Genomic DNA, 13,659 nt, shown 5'->3' on the forward strand with positions numbered 1-13,659 from the left:
AGTGAGGGATTAGACAAGAAAGCCACGAATCCCCAAATATAATATTTGTGAATTCGTGGCTAATTTCCTTTACAGAATATGAAATTTAGATGATTAACATCGCATCTCCATACGTGTAGAATTTATATTTTTCCTTGATCGCCTCTGTATACGCCTTTTTCATAAAATCATGTCCTGCAAAAGCAGAAACCATCATCATTAAAGTAGATTTTGGTGTATGAAAATTGGTGATCATACAATTTGCTATGCTAAAATCATACGGAGGAAAAATAAACTTATTGGTCCATCCGCTAAATTCATTTAAGGTATGATTTGATGAAACCGCACTTTCAAGAACCCTCATCGAGGTTGTTCCCACGGCACATACTCTTCTTCGCTCTTTAATAGCCTTATTGATTATTCTGGTTGCATTTGTATCGATAAAAGCTTCCTCGCTATCCATTTTATGCTTTGAAAGATCTTCTACCTCAACCGGATTAAAAGTTCCCAGACCAACGTGTAAAGTCACCTCTGCAAAATCAATCCCCTTAATCTCAAGGCGTTTAAGCAGTTGTTTGGAAAAATGCAAACCGGCGGTAGGAGCAGCAACTGCACCTTCGGTTTTAGCATAAATGGTTTGATATCTTTCCTGATCCTCAGGCTGAACCTCTCTTTTGATATATTTTGGCAACGGAGTTTCCCCTAATTCGTCCAGTTTCTTTCTGAATTCCTGATAGGAACCATCATATAAAAACCGAAGGGTCCTTCCCCTGGAAGTAGTATTATCAATCACTTCTGCTACTAAACTCTCATCATCTCCAAAATATAATTTATTCCCAATCCTGATCTTTCTTGCAGGATCCACCAGGACATCCCATAACTTAGTTTCAGGATTTAGTTCCCTCAATAAGAATACTTCAATTCTGGCTCCGGTTTTTTCTTTATTCCCGTATAATCGAGCAGGAAAAACCTTTGTATTATTAAGCACCAAAACATCTTCCGGTTGAAAATAATCTATAATGTCCTTAAATTGTTTGTGTTCAATCGTTTGCTCTTTTCTGTTCAACACCATCAATCTTGATTCATCCCTGTTTTCTGCCGGATACTCTGCCAGAAGCTCTTCCGGAAGTTCAAAACCAAATTGTGAAAGTTTCATTCCCATAGTTACATTTTTTTAAGTGTGCAAATATACAACCTGAGAATAGGCGTTGTCAAGCAAATAGAGGTTTATTTGAAGAAAAGCTTTATTTAGAAGACTTTACAAGGCTAAAACCTACTTGTTCCAAATCTTCCCAAAAGCCGGGATATGATTTTGAAACCACTCCTGAGTCCTCTATTTCCAATGGTACTTTTAATGCCAGTGGTGCAAAAGCCATCGCCATTCTATGATCGTTGTATGTAGCGATAGAACAATTTTTATTCAGCGTTTTTAACGGGAATAGCTGAAGGCTATCCTCTGTGATAGTTACCCTGGCTCCCAGTTTTTCCATTTCGGTTTTTAAGGCAACCAGGCGGTCGGTTTCTTTGATTTTTAAGGTGTGTAACCCGTTTAGTTCACATTCAATGCCCAAAGCCAGACAGGTAACGGCGATGGTTTGAGCGATATCTGGAGCATTTTGAAGATTTTCAATGATACGCCGGGGTTTCTTACAAGGGCGTTTTTCCAGGATTATGGAATTCCCTTCAAACCGCGTCGCGACTCCAAAATGTTTATAAATTTCAGCGATACTGGAATCTCCCTGCAGGCTTGTTTTTCTGTAATTTGAAAGTTTAAGATCTGCGGTTTCGCTAATTGCTGCAAGACTATAAAAATAAGAAGCAGAGCTCCAGTCCGATTCAATTTGAACCTTTTTGGATCCAAGGTTTTTCTTGGGTTGTATTTTTATTTTATTCCCTGTAAAATTGCCTTCAATCCCCAAAAAATGCAATAGTTCTAAGGTCATTTCTATGTATGGGGTGGAAGTTACCTTACCTTCCAACTGTATCTCCAGGCCTTCCGGCAAGGATGGTGCGATCAACATCAAAGCAGAAATATATTGGCTGCTGATGTTAGCCTCAACCGAAACAAAACTTTTCCTAAGTTCTTTTCCGCTTATTTTTAATGGCGGAAAGCCGTCATGTTCCAAGTAAGAAATTTCCGCACCCAGCTCTTTTAATGCTTCAACCAATAATTTTACAGGTCGTTCCTTCATTCGTTTGCTACCGGTAAGGATTACCTCACAGCCTTTTTTCGCTGCAAAATATGCCGTTAGGAACCTCATAGCCGTTCCTGCATGATGAATATCTACAGTTCCCGAATTTCTTAGTAAAGCTTCCTGCATCACCCTGGAATCATCACTATTGGAAAGATTTTCCAGGCTGATGCCCGGATAAAGTGCCTGCAGGATCAAAACTCTGTTGGATTCGCTTTTGGAACCGGTGATTTGTAATTCTCCTTTCAGGTGTTTTTGAGAATGGGATAGTTGAATCTTCATTTTATAAACTTCGGATTAAATCTTTTAAAATAAACAACCTTTAGCGGTCTCTTTCTTCCTTTTTTATCTTAGAACTAAACTGGCCGTAAGAAATAATAAATCCGTAAACCAGGGAAGCAAGAATAGTTCCCAGTACAAATTGAACCCAATTTCCGTCGCCGAGTTTAGCTTCAAAAAACTTCGAGAATTGAAATCCGCCGTATTCAAATAACATGGAAATAAAGTGATAAATAATGGCAAATGCAATCCCCATTCCAACCACCGATTTCCAAAACGCTTTGTCTTTAACTATTCGTTTAAAAGCCATTTATTTAAGTTTTTCATTGTTTTGATGACGATCATGATCCCTTTTGGTTTTCAAATCCAGTTTCTTATCAAAGGATTTTTGAAGGTCTATACCGGTTTGATTTGCGAGGCAAAGCACCACGAAAACCACATCTGCGAGTTCTTCACCCAGATCTTTATCCTTATCGCTTTCTTTTTCACTTTGTTCGCCATAACGGCGTGCAATGATGCGGGCCACTTCTCCTACTTCCTCTGTGAGTTGCGCCATATTGGTGAGTTCGTTAAAATACCGAACTCCGTGCGATTTTATCCATTCATCTACTGCAAGCTGTGAATTTTGAATATCCATTATTCCCTGTTTTTTGAATCGATTAAAATTGTGACCGGGCCATCATTTAAAAGAGAAACCTTCATATCTGCCCCAAAAATTCCGGTTTTTATAGGTTTTCCAAGCAACTTCTCAAGATGTTTATTGAATTCCTCGTACAAAGGAATGGCAATCTCCGGTTTTGCTGCTTTTATATAACCTGGCCTGTTGCCTTTTTTCGTGCTGGCGTGAAGCGTAAATTGACTTATCACTAAAACCTCGCCGTCAATATCCTGCAAAGAAAGGTTCATCACCTTCTTTTCATTATTAAAAATGCGCATTTTCAGGACCTTATTACACAGCCAGTCAATATCTTCAAATGTGTCTGCCTCTTCTATACCTAAAAATACCAGAAGCCCGGTGTTAATAGCACCGTTAACGCTCCCTTTTACCCTAACAGAAGCTTCTGATACCCTCTGTAAAACTATTCTCATTTTTCGTCTTCGTAATTATCTATTCTGTATTGCTGCTCGTCTTCTCCCTTGATTATCTGCAAATAACTTTTGTACCTGGACCAGGCAACCTTTCCATCTTCCAATGCATCTTTTACGGCACATTTTGGCTCTTCCAGATGTAAACAATTATAATATTTACATTGATCTTTTAAAGCAAAAAATTCAGGGAAATAATTCGCCAGTTCTTCCTTCTCTATCTCAACTACTCCAAATCCCTTTATTCCAGGAGTATCGATTATTCGCGCATCAAAACTCAAATCATACATCTCTGCAAAGGTAGTGGTATGTTGCCCCTGTTTGGATTGGGTACTTATCTTGGAGGTCTTCAGGTCAAGGGTAGGTTCCAGCGCGTTTATCAAGGTAGATTTTCCTGTACCGCTATGGCCGGATATCATGGAGGTTTTTCCGGTCATCATCTCCTTAACCTTATCTATATTTTTTCCGGTTAATGCCGAAATTCCCAGGCATTCATACCCTATTTCACGATAAAGTGCTGCCAAAAATTTGATCTCTGCCAGCTCATCTTCATTGAAAATATCAATTTTATTGAAGAGCAGCACCGTTTTGATGTGATATGCTTCGGCAGTAATTAGAAACCGATCTATAAATGTGGTGAATGTTGGCGGATTATTAAGCGTTACCAGTAAAAATGCCTGGTCTATATTTGATGCAATGATGTGAGTTTGTTTGGATAGATTTACAGATTTACGAATTATGTAATTATCCCGGTCTTCAATTTCCTTTATAACTCCTTTCACATCCTCCAGGCCTTCCTCCAAATCAAATTTCACCCGGTCTCCCACCGCCACCGGATTGGTGCTTTTAATACCTTTAAGTCTAAATTTTCCTTTTATCCGGCAGTTGTAAACCTCCCCATCCTCAGCTTTTACCTGGTACCAACTTCCTGTAGATTTATAAACTAAGCCCTTCATTATTTGTATTAAATATTAATTAAATCTTAAAAACTTTAACATATATTTGATCTATAAACTAAAACTATCAATCTTTATGAACAAATTTACATTTAAATTATTGGTTCTATCCATGCTTCTGTTAACAGGATATAGTACCACGGCTCAAACCAATCTTTATGAGCACGCCAATTTTGAAGCTATTGCCAGAGATCATCAGGTTATCGCCATTTTACCATTTGCTGCAAAGGTAAGCTTACGCCCTAAACAAATGAAAGAAATCACCCCTCAACAATTAAAAGAAATGGAAACCGGAGAAGGACTTTCCATTCAATCTTCTATGTACACCTGGTTTTTACAACGCAAAAAAAGAGGTGATCTATTGGTAAATGTGCAAGATCCTAAAAAGACAAACGCAATTTTGCTCTCCAACGAAATTGACAATTTAGCTCTTTTTACTCCGGAAGCACTTGCAAAACTCCTTGAAGTAGATGCCGTGATCACAGGAAATTTCGAGACTGACAAACCAATGTCCGATGGCGCTTCCATAGCCCTGGGGTTGCTCGTAGGCTTTTGGGGAAGTACCAATGCAGCTACCATCAATATGAGCGTAAACAACGGCGTAGATGGAGAACTCCTTTGGAACTATAATAAAAGAGTTTCAGGAAGTTTGGGCAGCAACACAGATTCTCTTATAAACATCCTTATGAGAAAAGCTTCCAGAAGATTGGCCTATACAAAATAGCATAAATCCGTATTTTAATTAATAAGCTCGCACTATAAATTTGATGATAGTGCGAGCTTATATTTTATTTGGCTTTCATCACCTTTTCCTGATGATTGATAGATTCCTGGTGAACGGCTTTAAAAAGACGCAGTATAAATTCTTCACTCAACCCAACCTGTTCTCCTTCCAGCACCATGTTACCAAGGATCTCATTCCATCGTTTGGTTTGTAAAACCGAAACATTCTGGTCTTTTTTCACCTTTCCTATTTCATCTGAAATTCTCATTCTTTTTGCTAAAAGATCTATAAGATGATTATCCGCCACGTCTATTTGCGCTCTTAAATTATTTAGCTTATTCTGAAAATCGACACTTTCAGAAATTTCTTTTCTAATTTTTAGATCTTTCATAAACTGGATCAATGTTGCAGGGGTGATTTGCTGTGCAGCATCGCTCCAGGCATTATCGGGATCGTGATGGGTTTCCACCATCAATCCGTCGTAATTTAAATCCAATGCGGTTTGACAGAGATCAAAAATAATATCGCGTCTTCCGGCAATGTGGGAAGGATCCAGTATTAAAGGAAGATCCGGAAAACGGTTTTGCAGGTCTATAGGAATTTGCCATTCCGGATTGTTCCTGTATTTCGTTTTTTCATAGGCTGAAAATCCGCGGTGTATCACACCAAGATTCTTGATATCGGCAGTATAAAGCCGCTCTACAGCTCCCAACCAAAGTGAAAGATCTGGGTTTACCGGGTTTTTGACTAGGACGGTCTTATTGGTTCCTTTAAGCGCATCTGCAATTTCCTGAATTATAAATGGAGAAACCGTAGTTCGTGCTCCAATCCACAATATATCCACATCATTCTCCAATGCCAGCTCCACGTGATTAGGATTGGCAACTTCTGTGGTGGTCAACAATCCGGTTTCCTCTTTGGCGGTTTTCATCCATTTTAAACCAAGTGCTCCTACTCCTTCAAAATTTCCCGGGCGGGTTCTTGGTTTCCAAATTCCGGCACGCAATACACTCACATCGCTGTCTTTTAATTGTTTTGCGATCTTCACCACTTGTTCTTCGGTTTCGGCACTACAAGGGCCAGCTATTACCAAAGGATGATCCAAATTGAATTCATCCAACCAGTTTCTAAGTTCTTTCTTGTTTTCCATGTTCTTCGATTTAATCTTAGTATTAATTTATTCCGTTTAAAATTGATTTTATATGATTGGTTTTTTCCATTTCCCTGTAAACCTCTTCAAAATTATTTTCTTCCATCAGGCTTTTGAATTGATTTAGATTGCTGATATATTCCGTGAGGGTTTCCAGTATATTCTCCCTGTTTTGCTGAAAAATGGGCGTCCACATCGCAGGAGAACTTTTTGCCAGTCGTACGGTTGAAGCAAATCCGCTGCCCGCCATATCAAATATATCACGCTCATTCCTTTCCTTCTCCAAAACCGTTTTCCCCAGCATAAAGGAACTTATGTGTGACAAATGCGATACATAGGCTATATGTTTATCGTGCGATTTTGCATCCATATAACGAATTCGCATCCCCAAATGCCTGAAAATTTCCAGGGCTTTTTCCTGTAATTTGAAAGCCGTTTTTTCCACCTCACATATAATCATCGTTTTATTTCGGTACAATTCTGAAATTGCTGCTTCAGGTCCAGAAAACTCAGTTCCGGAAATAGGATGGGCTGCAAGGAAATTCCGCCGTTTTAGATGCGTTGCAACCGCAGTACAAATTTTCTCCTTAGTAGAACCTGCATCAATCACCAGCGTATGGTCCCCAATTTTATCCAACACTTTCTTTAATAAACCTATTCCCACATCCACCGGAACAGCAATAATCACCAGGTCTGAATCGACAACATCCTCCAGTTCTCCGCTTTCATCTATAAGACCCAATTCCATGGCTTTTTCCAGATGTTCTTTGCAATTGTCTATGCCAACAATTTTTGATTGCGGATAAAATGCTTTAAGATCCAGTGCAAAAGAGCCTCCTATTAATCCTATTCCTATGATATGTATATTCATCTATCTATTCTTTGAATTGCACGATCAATGACATCCCCGGTTGCGCAAAGGGAAAATCGCACATATCCTTCCCCCTGATCACCAAAAATGAAACCCGGGGCGATGAAAATACTGTGGGTGTATAATAAATTATTCACGAAACCTTCTGAAGTTTCCCCTTCAGGTACTTTTGCCCAAACAAACATCCCGGATTGATCCTTGCCAGGCATACAACCCAGTGCTTTTGCGAGCTTCAGGATTTTTTGCTTTCTCCCGGCGTAAATCTTGTTAAGGGAAGTAAACCAGCTTGCAGGTAACCGCAATGCAGCAGAAGCTCCTGCCTGCAGCGGGTAAAACATCCCGCTATCCAGATTGGTCTTCACTTTTAAAATAGTGTTCAGGTTTTTTTCATTTCCGCAAACCATTCCAACTCTCCATCCGGCCATATTAAAACTCTTACTTAGAGAATTCAGTTCCAAAACCACCTCTTTGGCTCCTTCAGCTTCCAAAATGCTCCTTGGAGAATCATTCAGGATAAAACTGTACGGATTATCATTCACGATAAGGATCTTATTCCTTCTGGCAAAAGCGACCAATTCTTCAAAAATCGTCTCATTTGCTGAAGCTCCTGTAGGCATATGAGGGTAATTCACCCACATAAGCTTTACTTTACTTAGATCTCTGCTTTCAATTTCTTCCAAATCCGGGCTCCAGTTGGTTTCCTCTTTCAAATTATAATAAACAGGTTTTGCCCCAACCAGGTTGGTCACCGAAGTATAGGTAGGATATCCGGGATTTGGAATTAAAACCTCATCGCCCTCATTTAAAAAAGCCATCGAAATATGCGTGATCCCTTCTTTACTTCCCATGAGAGGAACGATCTCTGTTTCTGCATTTAGGTCTACGCGGTAATGATTCTTATAAAATTCCTTAATGGCGTTCCTAAAATCCAGGGTTCCTCTATACGGCTGATATTGATGTGCACCGGTATTGGTGAGTGCCAGGTTTAAAGCCTCTATTACCTGAGGCGGGGGAGGCAAATCCGGGCTACCAATCCCAAGGTTTATAATATCCTTTCCGCTTGCTGCAAGCGAACGCACTTCCTGTAGTTTTGTAGAAAAATAGTACTCCTGTACTTTATTTAATCTGTTTGCCTGCTCGATCATAATCTGTTTTTATAAGTTCCCAACACGTGTAATTGTTCTGTCATAACCTCAAGGATTTTCATCGCTTTTAGAAATTCTGAATGATTTTCAAAGGTTACATCCACAAAAAATGAATATTTCCAGGGCGCTTCAATAATTGGCATACTCTGAATTTTAGTCATATCCATATCAAAATCCCTGATGATGTTCAATACCGAAACCAAACTTCCCCGCTTGCTTTCCAGTTCAAACTTCAACGAGGCTTTATCGAGCTTATCCCCATTTGGTTCTTTCATTTTTTTACTGATGATCAAAAACCGGGTGGCATTGCTTTTTTTGGTATGTATTTCCTCTGCCAGTATTTCCAGTCCAAATAATTTTGCTGCAGCGGTACTGGCAACAGCAGCCACATGTTTTAAACCATTTTGTGATATTCTTTTTGCCACCTCAGCAGTATCCGTATCTTCAATAAGTTTTATATGGGGATATCCCTTGAAAAATTCCTTGCACTGCAACAATGCCATTGGATGCGAATAAACTTTCTTAATAGTTGCAATACTTTGGCCGGGCAGTGCCATTAAATTCATATTGATAGGAATGTAATGTTCTCCTACGATCTTCAAATTATTCTCATCGATTAAAGCGTAGTTCGGCAAAATGGAACCTGCGATAGAATTCTCGATCGCCATGACCGCCTCCTCACATTCACCTTTCACGAGGCTGTCTACAAGCTCCCTGAAAGACATGAATTCCAGAACTCCCACATTTTCCCCATAGAATTCCTGGGCCACCAAATGATGAAATGAACCTTGAGCTCCCTGAATTCCTATAATTTTTTCCATTTTAAAATTTTTAATAAAAAAAATCCCGATGTTGCCATCGGGATTTGAAATATAATTTTTCATTTAATTACATGCCGCTCCCGATTCTATCTCTGTAATAGAAATAAAAGTAATAGAATGCGTTCCAGGTAAATAAATTGATCATTGTTCCTTTTTGTATTTCGCTAATGTAGAATTTAATTTTAAAAATCAGCAAAAAAATTTTGTTTTTTATACGAAACCGATTTCGTTAAAACTTAGTTTTATAGGCTAAAGAGTTTCAAAAAACCCTGACAAGCTTAACAAAATTTATCATTACTTTTAAAAAAACTTTTGCTATGTCTATTTGGGTTAAGGAATTATCTAAGTTTTACGGGGATCAAAAAGCGCTGGACAAGGTTTCCTTTTCTATTAATAAGGGTGAAATTGTTGGGTTTTTAGGCCCTAATGGAGCGGGTAAATCCACCTTGATGAAAATTCTTACCGGATTTTTATCCCCTTCAGAAGGGGTTGCAAGCGTGAATAATTTTCAAATTCCGCAGGAGCTGGAAAAAGTTCAGCAAAGCATAGGCTATCTTCCGGAACACAATCCATTATATACCGAAATGTATGTAAGGGAATATTTGCAATTTAATGCAGCGGTCTTTAAGACCAATAAAGCCAGAATTGAGGAGGTGATCCAGCTTACCGGACTTACTCCTGAAGCAAATAAAAAGATTCACCAACTTTCTAAAGGCTACCGGCAGCGGGTGGGTCTTGCTGCAGCATTGCTGCACGATCCGGATGTTTTAATACTGGATGAACCCACCACCGGACTGGATCCAAATCAACTTACCGAAATACGAAATTTAATCCTGAACATAGCAAAAGATCAACCCGACGGGCGGGCAGGAAAAACCATCTTTCTTTCCACACATATTATGCAGGAAGTGGAAGCCATTTGCGACCGGGTGATCATAATAAACCACGGAAAAATTGTGGCCGATATGAAAATGAGCGAACTTCGGGATGACAGCATTCAAATTATCCACGTGGAATTTGATTACAGAATTGAAGAAGTCGCATTGCAGGAACTACCATATCTTAGTTCGGCTAAGAATACCGGCGGATTTCATTACGAGCTAAGGTTTGATTCCAAAAAAGATATGCGACCTGCGGTTTTTGATTTTGCCCACGATAAGGGACTCAAAACCCTTCAGCTAAACAGGAAGACCAAAAATTTAGAAAACCTGTTTTCAGAATTAACATCAGTCAAAGCCCCCCCCGCCCCCAAAGGGGGAGCTTAAAATTTTCCCAGAGAATTTTTTATTCCCCCTTTGGGGGTTAGGGGGCTTTTTAGTGGGGCTTTTTAGGGGGCTTCGTCAAAAATCAATCTTCCTGTATAAAATTCCTTTACCCGCACGTTTGGGGGTCGGTTTTTAGAGATCACATCTCCGGTGCTGCGTATTTCTCCCTGAAGTGATTCCTGTGGATTAATCATCATTTTATTGGTACCTCTGTGAAAGATATCATATCGCTGTACAATAAGATTTCCTGCCTCCAGTCTGGCATCTCCTGCTGCGAAAAACGCGTTGAAATTTTCAACTTTTCCGGAGAGAAAATAATTGGAAATATTATCGTTTGTGATCCTTAGGTTTTCCACATCGAGTTCCAGGATAAAATCCCCGTTGGTATGTATAGAAGGATCTCTTTCCTGATTTACAGATCGCAACCAGAGATCTTCAAGTTCTAATACACCAATGCTTTCAATGGCACTTCCACTGCTGTTTTGCAACCAGGTTAAATTAGGCATTGTAACCGTTACCCTTGTAATCTCATAATCCCTTACCAGATTGCAGGAATTTTCATTTCGTATGCTCAAGCGGTTGTTTTCAACAATTACCGAAACATCCTTGCGTAAATTCTCTCCGGTCTCGATTTCCACTTTTTGAACAGGACCTTGCCTGATAAAGAGTTTCACCCTTTCATACACAATAATTTCTTCGAATGCAGCCACTTCCACCACTTCTGAAGTAATAGTTCCGGCCTTTTTGAAACAGCCGGGAGCATCTTCTGCATCACAGCCCAAAACTATGAGGAATAGCATTATATATCCAAATACCTGTTTCATCTGTTGCTATTTATTGTTTTTAAACTGCCATATGTAACATCCACATAATCATTTGCTGTTTGAGAAAATTCTTCTAATGGATTTTTCATAATCTGTATCCTAAAGTAAATTCTACCGCTTCTGCGTTGGCTGCATGAGACCTCACCGTTGCCGAAGCCCACCAATTCTCTGAAATCTTCCTTCTCAACCCCAATCTGTTATAGATTCTCTCCACATAATCATCATACGGGTAATAGGCATAAAAGCCTACCTGGGTGATCAGGCTCATTTTATTAAAGCTAAGTTGATGTCCCACGAAGACCCCAACCCTTTTAGAATCTTCATCCCCAACGGTTTTTCCGGATGGAAAGGCTACAGATTGGTAGTAAATAAATTCCTCCAAGGCCCTGGAGAAGAAAACCTCTGTCCCGGCCTGAAGCGTACTTTTTTTATTGATCACTTTATCTGCAAAAGCAGTTAAAGTAAGGAAAGGATACGTTTTAGACCCTATAATTCCGGGGGTATTAACCCCGCTCCTTAAGGCAAAATTATAATGTATAGGTTCGCTATATTTTTTTTCTTTTGGATCCTTCGGAATAAATTCGGGAATATTCTCATGTTCCAGCAAATAGTTTAATCCCAGGTTAAAGGTGAACGTATTGGTGCTGTTATTTGGAGATTTAAAATCGGCATTGGAATAATGTATTATGGAAACCCCTGCCTGCAATCCAAAACCTTTAAAGATATTTTGCCTGTGATAATTTGCCATTAAATAGGTAGAACTCATCACCGAAGACCCAAAGGCATTGTTGAAATAATTATCATCCTGATGATATGGATTGGTGTTATATGCCAGGCCCTGCCCTATCCGAAACATTAAATTTCGTTTCAGGAAATAAAAATTAAAATGCGCATACAGCGCGTAACTCTCTCCAAGAAACTCATTTTTCATATCCTGGTAGGAAAAGGAATAACCAAAATCGGGATAATTGTATCTCCGTTCCCAGGCTTCCAGGCCGTAGGTTTTGCGGTTCAAGCTCAAAATAACCCCGGTAGGATGCCCGGTGATAAGATGCGCAAGGTCCGGGTTATGTTCCATGATAGACCCGTAAAAATAGTTGGCATCAAAAGCATAGTATTTTTTTATCTCATTTTGGGAATGGGAGAAAGCATAGGAAAGCAAAAATAAGCAGAGAGTGATTTTTTTCATACGGGGGCAAATCTACTATAATTACGACAAAATCCTGCCTTTGGTTTAAGCGAACCAAAAATAAATAATTCCAGTGCGCAAGGTCAAAAGTTATGTAAAAATAGAAATATTCAGAATTTTCTCCGCCCGTACCAGGCGGGTTAAAACTTCAATTAGGGATTAAAATATAGCCGATGCTATTTTCTGAATATTGGTGCTTCTTCCCATTGAATAATAGTGCAGCACAGGAACCCCTTTTTCTATTAATTCCTTACTCTGATTAATACACCATTCAATTCCCACTTTATGTACTTCCTTGTTATCCCGGCATTTTTCTATTTCTAAAATAAGATCATCGGGAATATCTACGTGGAATCTATGTGGAAGCACGGTTAATTGATTTTTCGTGGCAATTGGCTTTAAACCGGGTATAATTGGCACATTTATTCCGCTTTTTCGGCATTTTTCAACAAATTCAAAATATTTGCTGTTATCAAAAAACATTTGGGTTACTATATATTCTGCTCCAGATTTCACTTTTTCCTTAAGGCGTTCAATATCCTTATCTAAATTGGGTGCTTCCATGTGTTTTTCAGGATAGCCGGCAACCCCAATACAGAAGTCGGTTTTATTACCGTTTTCCATCGCGTGGTCCAGGTATTTCCCCTGGTTCAAAGCATTGATTTGTTCTACCAGATCTTTTGCATAAATATTCCCTCCCGGCTCCGGACTAAAATAGGTTTCACTCTTTACCGCATCTCCCCGCAATGCAACCACATTCTTAATTCCCAGGAAATCCAGATCGATCAAAAAATTCTCGGTGTCTTCCTTATTGAAACCTCCACATAAGATATGTGGAACTGCATCCACCTGATATTTATTTTGGATAGCCGCACAAATCCCCACGGTGCCGGGACGTTTTCTAACGACCTTCTTTTCGAGAAAACCATTCTTCTGCTCGGTATAAACATATTCCTCCCTATGATACGTAACATCTATAAATGGAGGTTTGAATTCCATCAAAGGATCAATCGAATCAAAAATTGACTGGATATTCTGTCCTTTTAAAGGTGGAAGTATTTCAAAGGAAAATAAAGCTTTTCCATTTGAAGCTTGTATGTGTTCTGTTATTTTCATAGACCTCTCCCAACCCTTACTTCGAAGGGGGCTTTGGGCATTTTATTTAATTATACATTTTA

15 protein-coding genes are annotated in these 13,659 nt (G+C 39.2%); 2 read left to right on the forward strand and 13 right to left on the reverse strand.

Annotation, left to right across the window (positions count from 1 at the left end; all coding sequences use genetic code 11):
• Positions 1-85: 85 nt before the first annotated feature.
• The 6 genes from queA to rsgA all read right to left on the reverse strand — a co-directional run bounded on the left by queA (position 86) and on the right by rsgA (position 4,492).
• Positions 86-1,135, reverse strand: coding sequence for a tRNA preQ1(34) S-adenosylmethionine ribosyltransferase-isomerase QueA (queA, locus tag GILLI_RS05525; RefSeq protein ID WP_040506853.1), 1,050 nt, complete (start codon positions 1,133-1,135; stop codon positions 86-88).
• A gap of 88 nt (positions 1,136-1,223) precedes the next feature.
• The gene (gene aroA, locus GILLI_RS05530) at positions 1,224-2,453 is read right to left on the reverse strand and encodes a 3-phosphoshikimate 1-carboxyvinyltransferase (protein ID WP_006988126.1); all 1,230 of its coding nucleotides are present in this window, start codon (positions 2,451-2,453) and stop codon (positions 1,224-1,226) included.
• Between the two features lie 40 nt (positions 2,454-2,493).
• The gene (locus GILLI_RS05535; RefSeq protein ID WP_006988127.1) at positions 2,494-2,760 is read right to left on the reverse strand and encodes a hypothetical protein; all 267 of its coding nucleotides are present in this window, start codon (positions 2,758-2,760) and stop codon (positions 2,494-2,496) included.
• Positions 2,761-3,087, reverse strand: coding sequence for a nucleotide pyrophosphohydrolase (locus GILLI_RS05540; protein ID WP_006988128.1), 327 nt, complete (start codon positions 3,085-3,087; stop codon positions 2,761-2,763).
• The gene (gene dtd / locus GILLI_RS05545; protein WP_006988129.1) at positions 3,087-3,539 is read right to left on the reverse strand and encodes a D-aminoacyl-tRNA deacylase; all 453 of its coding nucleotides are present in this window, start codon (positions 3,537-3,539) and stop codon (positions 3,087-3,089) included. The genes GILLI_RS05540 and dtd overlap by 1 nt, the downstream gene beginning before the upstream one ends.
• Complete coding sequence (gene rsgA, locus GILLI_RS05550) at positions 3,536-4,492, reverse strand: ribosome small subunit-dependent GTPase A (protein WP_006988130.1); 957 nt, start codon at positions 4,490-4,492, stop codon at positions 3,536-3,538. Before rsgA ends, dtd begins: the two co-directional genes overlap by 4 nt.
• Positions 4,493-4,568: 76 nt before the next feature.
• On the opposite strand from rsgA, the gene GILLI_RS05555 reads away from it, so the two are divergent.
• The gene (locus tag GILLI_RS05555; protein ID WP_006988131.1) at positions 4,569-5,216 is read left to right on the forward strand and encodes a hypothetical protein; all 648 of its coding nucleotides are present in this window, start codon (positions 4,569-4,571) and stop codon (positions 5,214-5,216) included.
• Between the two features lie 64 nt (positions 5,217-5,280).
• On the opposite strand, the gene GILLI_RS05560 is transcribed toward GILLI_RS05555, so the two are convergent.
• Genes GILLI_RS05560 through GILLI_RS05575 form a run of 4 tightly spaced genes read right to left on the reverse strand, consistent with a single transcriptional unit; the run spans position 5,281 to position 9,203 of the window.
• Positions 5,281-6,366, reverse strand: coding sequence for a bifunctional 3-deoxy-7-phosphoheptulonate synthase/chorismate mutase type II (locus GILLI_RS05560; protein WP_006988132.1), 1,086 nt, complete (start codon positions 6,364-6,366; stop codon positions 5,281-5,283).
• Between the two features lie 22 nt (positions 6,367-6,388).
• The gene (locus GILLI_RS05565) at positions 6,389-7,237 is read right to left on the reverse strand and encodes a prephenate dehydrogenase (RefSeq protein WP_006988133.1); all 849 of its coding nucleotides are present in this window, start codon (positions 7,235-7,237) and stop codon (positions 6,389-6,391) included.
• A complete protein-coding gene (locus tag GILLI_RS05570; protein ID WP_006988134.1) occupies positions 7,234-8,382 on the reverse strand; it encodes a pyridoxal phosphate-dependent aminotransferase in 1,149 nt (382 codons plus the stop codon). The genes GILLI_RS05565 and GILLI_RS05570 overlap by 4 nt, the downstream gene beginning before the upstream one ends.
• The gene (locus GILLI_RS05575) at positions 8,379-9,203 is read right to left on the reverse strand and encodes a prephenate dehydratase (RefSeq protein ID WP_040506854.1); all 825 of its coding nucleotides are present in this window, start codon (positions 9,201-9,203) and stop codon (positions 8,379-8,381) included. The genes GILLI_RS05570 and GILLI_RS05575 overlap by 4 nt, the downstream gene beginning before the upstream one ends.
• Before the next feature lie 317 nt (positions 9,204-9,520).
• Here GILLI_RS05575 and gldA point away from each other — a divergent pair, with 317 nt between their 5' ends.
• Complete coding sequence (gene gldA / locus GILLI_RS05580) at positions 9,521-10,468, forward strand: gliding motility-associated ABC transporter ATP-binding subunit GldA (protein ID WP_006988136.1); 948 nt, start codon at positions 9,521-9,523, stop codon at positions 10,466-10,468.
• 62 nt (positions 10,469-10,530) lie between these two features.
• Here the strand turns inward: gldA and GILLI_RS05585 are convergent, their stop codons facing one another.
• The 3 genes from GILLI_RS05585 to metF form a co-directional block, all read right to left on the reverse strand.
• Positions 10,531-11,292 (reverse strand): head GIN domain-containing protein, encoded by a 762-nt coding sequence (locus tag GILLI_RS05585; RefSeq protein WP_006988137.1) that lies wholly within the window; start codon positions 11,290-11,292, stop codon positions 10,531-10,533.
• An 85-nt stretch (positions 11,293-11,377) separates the two neighbouring features.
• Positions 11,378-12,481: an acyloxyacyl hydrolase gene (locus tag GILLI_RS05590; RefSeq protein ID WP_006988139.1), complete on the reverse strand. Its 1,104-nt coding sequence runs from the start codon at positions 12,479-12,481 to the stop codon at positions 11,378-11,380.
• 159 nt (positions 12,482-12,640) lie between these two features.
• Positions 12,641-13,597: a methylenetetrahydrofolate reductase [NAD(P)H] gene (metF, locus tag GILLI_RS05595; protein ID WP_006988140.1), complete on the reverse strand. Its 957-nt coding sequence runs from the start codon at positions 13,595-13,597 to the stop codon at positions 12,641-12,643.
• Between the last annotated feature and the right edge of the window lie 62 nt (positions 13,598-13,659).

Source organism: Gillisia limnaea DSM 15749 (assembly GCF_000243235.1).
In the GTDB taxonomy this organism is placed as follows: Bacteria; Bacteroidota; Bacteroidia; order Flavobacteriales; family Flavobacteriaceae; genus Gillisia; species Gillisia limnaea.

Coding starts and splice junctions, on each gene's coding strand:
- GILLI_RS05585 (WP_006988137.1), bottom strand. CDS start 11,292: ATGAAACAGGTATTTGGATATATAATGCTATTCCTCATAGTTTTGGGC.
- GILLI_RS05570 (WP_006988134.1), bottom strand. CDS start 8,382: ATGATCGAGCAGGCAAACAGATTAAATAAAGTACAGGAGTACTATTTT.
- GILLI_RS05565 (WP_006988133.1), bottom strand. CDS start 7,237: ATGAATATACATATCATAGGAATAGGATTAATAGGAGGCTCTTTTGCA.
- GILLI_RS05575 (WP_040506854.1), bottom strand. CDS start 9,203: ATGGAAAAAATTATAGGAATTCAGGGAGCTCAAGGTTCATTTCATCAT.
- GILLI_RS05535 (WP_006988127.1), bottom strand. CDS start 2,760: ATGGCTTTTAAACGAATAGTTAAAGACAAAGCGTTTTGGAAATCGGTG.
- GILLI_RS05555 (WP_006988131.1), top strand. CDS start 4,569: ATGAACAAATTTACATTTAAATTATTGGTTCTATCCATGCTTCTGTTA.
- queA (WP_040506853.1), bottom strand. CDS start 1,135: ATGAAACTTTCACAATTTGGTTTTGAACTTCCGGAAGAGCTTCTGGCA.
- GILLI_RS05590 (WP_006988139.1), bottom strand. CDS start 12,481: ATGAAAAAAATCACTCTCTGCTTATTTTTGCTTTCCTATGCTTTCTCC.
- GILLI_RS05540 (WP_006988128.1), bottom strand. CDS start 3,087: ATGGATATTCAAAATTCACAGCTTGCAGTAGATGAATGGATAAAATCG.
- rsgA (WP_006988130.1), bottom strand. CDS start 4,492: ATGAAGGGCTTAGTTTATAAATCTACAGGAAGTTGGTACCAGGTAAAA.
- aroA (WP_006988126.1), bottom strand. CDS start 2,453: ATGAAGATTCAACTATCCCATTCTCAAAAACACCTGAAAGGAGAATTA.
- metF (WP_006988140.1), bottom strand. CDS start 13,597: ATGAAAATAACAGAACACATACAAGCTTCAAATGGAAAAGCTTTATTT.
- GILLI_RS05560 (WP_006988132.1), bottom strand. CDS start 6,366: ATGGAAAACAAGAAAGAACTTAGAAACTGGTTGGATGAATTCAATTTG.
- dtd (WP_006988129.1), bottom strand. CDS start 3,539: ATGAGAATAGTTTTACAGAGGGTATCAGAAGCTTCTGTTAGGGTAAAA.
- gldA (WP_006988136.1), top strand. CDS start 9,521: ATGTCTATTTGGGTTAAGGAATTATCTAAGTTTTACGGGGATCAAAAA.